General features: G+C 46.5%; 6 protein-coding genes and 1 pseudogene. 5 read left to right on the top strand and 2 right to left on the bottom strand.

Annotation, left to right across the window (positions count from 1 at the left end):
- Positions 1-128: 128 nt before the first annotated feature.
- Positions 129-509, bottom strand: a complete 381-nt coding sequence (locus H6G03_RS36685) for a diacylglycerol kinase (protein WP_190475800.1) — start codon at positions 507-509, stop codon at positions 129-131.
- A gap of 24 nt (positions 510-533) precedes the next feature.
- Positions 534-1,646, bottom strand: coding sequence for a precorrin-8X methylmutase (locus H6G03_RS36680; protein WP_190475799.1), 1,113 nt, complete (start codon positions 1,644-1,646; stop codon positions 534-536).
- Between the two features lie 82 nt (positions 1,647-1,728).
- On the opposite strand from H6G03_RS36680, the gene H6G03_RS36675 reads away from it, so the two are divergent.
- The 5 genes and pseudogenes from H6G03_RS36675 to H6G03_RS36655 form a co-directional block, all read left to right on the top strand.
- Complete coding sequence (locus tag H6G03_RS36675; protein WP_190475797.1) at positions 1,729-3,120, top strand: HAD-IC family P-type ATPase; 1,392 nt, start codon at positions 1,729-1,731, stop codon at positions 3,118-3,120.
- A gap of 265 nt (positions 3,121-3,385) precedes the next feature.
- Positions 3,386-3,601, top strand: coding sequence for a hypothetical protein (locus H6G03_RS36670; protein WP_206756677.1), 216 nt, complete (start codon positions 3,386-3,388; stop codon positions 3,599-3,601).
- A gap of 188 nt (positions 3,602-3,789) precedes the next feature.
- Positions 3,790-4,707, top strand: a complete 918-nt coding sequence (locus tag H6G03_RS36665) for an MFS transporter (protein ID WP_199315657.1) — start codon at positions 3,790-3,792, stop codon at positions 4,705-4,707.
- Positions 4,708-4,955: 248 nt separating this feature from the next.
- Positions 4,956-5,756, top strand: coding sequence for a ParA family protein (locus H6G03_RS36660; protein ID WP_190475792.1), 801 nt, complete (start codon positions 4,956-4,958; stop codon positions 5,754-5,756).
- Positions 5,756-5,937, top strand: a pseudogene (locus H6G03_RS36655) (chromosome partitioning protein ParB); the annotation flags it as partial. The gene H6G03_RS36660 and the pseudogene H6G03_RS36655, both read left to right, overlap by 1 nt.

Raw genomic sequence — 5,937 nt, 5'->3', positions numbered from 1 at the left:
GAAAGTTTTTGCCTGACTTAACTAGCATAATAGTATTTTGGTGACTGCAATTTTTTGACTATCTAAGGTCTGTGACGGATTATGGAAAAATCAACCAATTCCTGTAGCCCTGAGTGCTGGGCTTAAAATTACCGCTTCAATAGAGACCAAAGATGGCTACTTTCAAGAATTAAAGTAACTGCCCATACCAAAATACTGATTCCAACCGCAGCCGCAGAAATGTCTTTAATTGTACGAATTCGTTCATCCTGGCGTTCCTGCCAAAAGTCACACAAAGCCTCGAGCGCGCTATTAAATAATTCAGCGACCAGCATCAGCCCCGTTGCGAAAAAAATTAAAGTCAGATCGACCCACTGTCGAAAACTAAAAGAAATGACCAGGATTAATACCGACAGAACGACTTTGTAAGCAACACTAAATTCAGTGGCTACAGCAATTCGTAGCCTTGATAGGACGACTTTGATTTTGCGGATGGGATGATAACCTGATTTACGAAATTTGCTTGACATAGATTTATAAACGGTGGTTAATCTCTAAAGACGAGTGAGATAGCAGTGGCAATCTGGCTTGGCAATTAATGTTTCCACCAAAGCATTTAACGTCACTGCGGCTAGAAGTCCTCCACCGAGACTACCCTCAATCGTGATGTAAGGAATTTGTGTTGTCATCAATTGCCGTTTGGCTGCCGGAGCATGACTAAAACCGATCGGCATTCCAATCACGAGGGCAGGTTGGATTTGTTGTTGCTCAATTAGCTTGCAAGCAGTAAGCAAGACGGAAGGGGCATACCCGATCGCCAGCACACATCCCTTCTGCATCTGTTGTAACCGCTGCTGCCAGCGATCGTGATTCCAAAAAGCTTGCTCGGCTTCACTGACTCCAGTAATGTGAGGGTCATCAATCAGCGTTTCCACCGCACATCCTAAATGAGCTAACCGAGGGAGATCGAGAGCAGCAGCGACAACCGGAACATCTGTTATGACTGAACACCCTGCTTTCAACGCATCCCGTGCAGAAGCGATCGCATTTGGGCTTAACCGAACCGAGTTCACCAAACTGACATCGCCACACGCCAGCACTAATTGATGCAGCAAATGGACGGCGATCTCAGAGTAAGCAGACAAATCAGGCAGCAGGTGTTGTAGGGATTCGTGAAACGCTTCTGGGTGGGTAGTTGTTTCGGCATCCAAATCGAGCCAAAGTTGGTCTAGCTTTCCCAACCCTTCCCGAGCATCCACGTCCAATTGCTTCAGTTGTGCCAGAGCTTCGGCTTGGGTGATTTGGCAGTCTAGATCGCGCCCCAACAATCCCTCCAAAGCCGATGCCGTTTGGCGGAGTCGGGTAATTTGTTGAATCACACAGCGATATTGCTGCTGCAACTGAGCTATTAATGTGGGATCTACTGTCTCTTCTGTTTGGCTGTCTAATAGTTGTCGAATGTGGGACAACTGAAACCCCTGCTGCTTCAGCGCGATCACCCGCCGTAATCGTTGCACATCCTGCTGAGTGTAAAGGCGGTAGTTGCCTTCTGAACGTTGCACGGGAGGAAGCAACCCAAGCGTGTGATAGTGCCGCACCATCCGAGGGGTAACGCCACCTCCCACCGCATCGGTCAATTCTTTGATCGTTAAGTGTTCGGTCTTCATCCTTTCAATTTACGCAAAACCTTGACATTGACACTAATGTTAAGGTTTAGGCTGAGAGGGTATTGAGCTAACGTTGAAAAACATGGTTGCGGCTACCCCTTCTACTTCTCGCTTCTCAACCCTCCTCAAAGAACATCCCGATGCAGTGGCGGCGATCGCCTGTGGAGTTCTGGTTTTCCTGGGCTGGCAGATGCTCAATTTCGGCTGGCTCGGAGTGGCTCTGTTTGTTCTGACGGCTGCTTATGCGATCGGTGGATTCGAGAGTGCGCGGGAAGGTTTGACAACCCTATTGAAGGAAAAAGAACTTGATGTAGACCTGCTGATGATTGTGGCAGCACTGGGAGCCGCAGCTTTAGGTCTGTGGCGGCGAGAGTATTATCTGATTGTCGATGGGGCAGTTCTAATTCTAATTTTTGCCATCAGTGGGGCGTTAGAAGGGTATGCTATGCAGCGGACGGAGCGCAGTATTCAGGGGTTGATGAGCTTAACCGCTGATACAGCGCGAGTGGTGCGGAACGGGCAGGAACGAACTATCCCAGTTTCAGAACTCAAGATTGGCGATCGAGTTCTGGTGAAACCGGGAGAATTAGTACCGACAGATGGTTTGGTCATAGAAGGATTTAGCACTCTCAACCAGGCTTCGATTACGGCTGAATCGATTCCAGTTGAAAAGACAGTTGGAGATGAGGTGTTTGCAGGCACGATTAATGGCAATGGGGCACTGCGGCTCAAAATCCACCAACCGCCTGAAAGTAGCTTGATTCAGCGCGTGATTCGTCTCGTTCAGCAAGCGCAAACGGAAGCGCCTCCCTCTCAACAGTTTATTGAACGATTTGAGTGCGGCTACGCCAAGGTGATCTACCACTGGGAGGCTGAAGGAAAAACGATCGTTTGGGTTGCCTATGCTGGAGAGATCTTGGGCATCATTGCGGTTGCAGATACAGTACGACCAGCGGCTGCAAAAGCGATCGCTCGATTGAAACGGTTGGGTATTGAGCAGATTGTAATGCTGACTGGGGATAACTCGCGCACGGCTCACAGTATTGCTCAGCAGGTGGGAGTCGATCGGGTCTATGCAGAGCTTTTGCCTGAAGATAAAGTGGATGTGATTCGCCAACTTCAGAAGCAATATCAGTCAGTGGCAATGGTGGGTGATGGGATCAATGATGCCCCTGCCTTAGCTCAAGCATCCGTTGGCATTGCGATGGGAACCGCAGGCAGTGACGTGGCGCTGGAGACGGCAGATATTGTCTTGATGGCGGATCGATTGGAGCGATTAGAACAGGCGATTTGTTTGGGGCGTCGCGCTCAAGGGGTAGTTAAACAAAATATTGTGTTTGCCCTCAGTTTCGTGGTGATTTTGTTGATTGCAAACTTTGCAGGTAATATCACCTTGCCGTTTGGTGTTTTGGGGCATGAAGGATCGACGGCGATCGTAACGTTGAGCGGATTGCGATTACTCAGGACTGGTTAGGATTTGGGAAATCCGATCGTCATGCTTTAGATATCAACCAGCTTTGTTACATCAAGTGCTTCAAAAACCTACTTATAGCTGAAGTTGTAGAAGCAGCCTTGTCTTTTCTAAATGCCACAATTTTAATTGTGACGCGAATGAGTAACCAACCGATCGCTTATCCATCCCAGGAGGAATTATGAAAGTTTTTCACCCCACATTTCACTCACAGGCAATTTTGCGCGAGGGCTTCAAGGACGCTGAAAACACCTATGAAACAGGTCAAATGTTCAAAGGTGTATGGGTGTTAGCCGATGCTCCCCTCGGTAATAATGGAAGTGCTGATGGCGACGTAGTTCTTTGCCTGGAAATTCCTGGCAGGCTCTTCGAGGACTACGAATGGGTTGAAGAAGATCTTGAGTGCAGAATGTATCGAGAATCATTCATTCCGGCAGCAGAACTAAACCGCTATCCTATCCAAGTCTGGAATGAGCAAGAGTAGCGATCGCTTGATAAACATCACGAGTGGAATTACTGCCAACGAAAGTTGTAAACTTCACACTACCTGACTGAAAACCAGCAACCATCCTGTACTTTGCTTTCCAAAAAACTCGATCGCCAAATAACCATATTACACAGTAGAACTTTGAAGAAGTGAGGTACAGCAGAGATGTCGCAAGTAGTAAAAAATTGAGATTTATAGAGATTAACTACAAAAACATCAGAACCTGTCTCATAGCACGAGTAGGCGATCGCATTGGTAAGGGGATTCGGGTTGCGCCTAGAGATGCCTTGGTCGCGGATTCAACCGATGCTGCTAATCGGGGTGCTGCTTATGGTCTACGCCAATCTCTCGATACGATCGGTGCTTTTTTAGGCCCTTTATTGGCATTTGGATTTCTGAGTGCAGGGCAAAGTTTTCGGTTCATCTTTACCGTCGCATTGGTTCCTGGAATCTTAGCTGTATTCTGTCTTGCTGTAGGGATACGTGAGCCTCGACAGCCTTACCATACTTTGAGCCGTCCAAATCCACTCAATTTTCAAGCCTTGAAGAGTCTGGGTATCGCCTATTGGGGATTAGCGATCGCTGCATTGCTATTCAACTTGGGTAACTCTAGTGAAGCGTTTCTGCAACTGAAGGCCAAACAAGTCATGATTCCCGACACTCACATTCCGCTTGTTTTGGTGGTAATGAATCTTAGCTATGCTTTGAGTGCTTATCCAGTGGGAGCATTGAGCGATCGCGTTAACCGTAAAACGTTGCTGATTCTGGGTTGGAGCTTAAACGCTCTCATTTATCTAGGTCTGGCGTTTTCTCAAACACCCTGGCAAGTTTGGCTGTTGATTGCGAACTATGGCTTGTATATGGGGATGACTCAAGGAGTGTTGCTGGCAATGGTAGCGGAGCGAGTACCGGAGCATCTTCGAGGTACAGCATTTGGGTTTCTCAATCTACTGGTGGGATTTGCCCTATTACCTGCAAGCTTTTTGGCAGGATGGCTATGGCAAACTGTAAGTCCAGAATCGGCATTCCTGGTTGGCAGTGGTTTTGCAGCGGTAGGAATTGTTGTGATCTCCTTGCAGCAACAAACTGAGTTGGAAATTTGATATTTAATTTAGATTCATATATTTCCATCACTTATCTTACGGGTTTTTCCCAAATTTCCTATGCGATCGCGTTCGATTGGAAACGTCGTTGGAAAGCCTTGCGCTTTCTTACTAATTGTCGGATTTTGAAATGCGACAATTAATAAGAAAACGATCGCATCTCCTTAAAACCTGTCGAATTTTAAAATTCGACAGTGACCGAGTGTTAAAACTGTCGTATATTAAAATTCGACAGTGCGATCTAACTTATGCCGAAACAGAAAATTGTCATTGGAATTTTAGCGAATGCAGGTGGAGTAGGCAAAACAACCCTAGCCGTCCATCTAGCTTACGAGATATGCAAGCGAGGTCAGACAGTAGCATTAATCGACCTCGACCCCCAACGAGCATTAGATGTATTCTGCGGTTTACCTTCAGCAGAAGCGGAAAATTCAGTAGTGCGAGTTCTTGGAAAAGACTTTGACGGTAATTGGCCATTAGTTTCAGCTTGGTCAGACCCTAATATCGAAGTTTGCCAAGGTCACCCAACTATGGCGCAAGTAGCAAATGACTTAGTAATTCGCCGCCGGGGTGAATATGTCTTGGCAGACCGCTTAAAAAGCCACCCTTTACGTCACGATGTAATTATTCTGGATTGTCCTGCCACAATCGGAATAATTTGTGAAAATGCCATTGCCGCTAGTACGGGACTGTTAGTTCCCATTCAACTAGAGATGAAATCAGTTTCGGGAGTAGCTGATTTAGTGCAGTGGTTAATTGGAATTGCTGACGATTTAATGCTCGATCCCCATCCACCTATTTTGGGGCTTATACCCAGTTTGTATGACAACAGCCGTGCCATCCACCGTCAATATTTACAGCAATTACCAGAAGTAGCCGAACAACTAAGAGTGAAGCTATATCCTCAAATTCGTGATTCATCCGAATTTAAGAATGCTTCTGCTAATGGTTTACCCCTACAAAAATATCGACCAGCACATCCGGCTTCTAAAGATTTCAAAATTATTGCTGACGACATCGTTACTTTAGCGCGGAAAGGAAAACTGTAATGGCGAAGCTACCCAAAATTAACGAACGTTTTACTGGTGCAATTCAAGCAACTGACCAAGCACAACGAATTGCCGAATTACAAGCAGAAGTAGAAAGGCTCAGAGCTACTCAATCTCCAGAACTAGAGCAGCAAATAGAAGAGTTAAGGAAAGAATTGCTAGCTGAGGAAGGGGAACTGGA

The organism is Aerosakkonema funiforme FACHB-1375 (assembly GCF_014696265.1).
Lineage (GTDB): Bacteria > Cyanobacteriota > Cyanobacteriia > Cyanobacteriales > Aerosakkonemataceae > Aerosakkonema > Aerosakkonema funiforme_A.
Note: the sequence above shows the minus strand (reverse complement) of the source record. Positions and strands in the feature narration are given on the sequence as shown.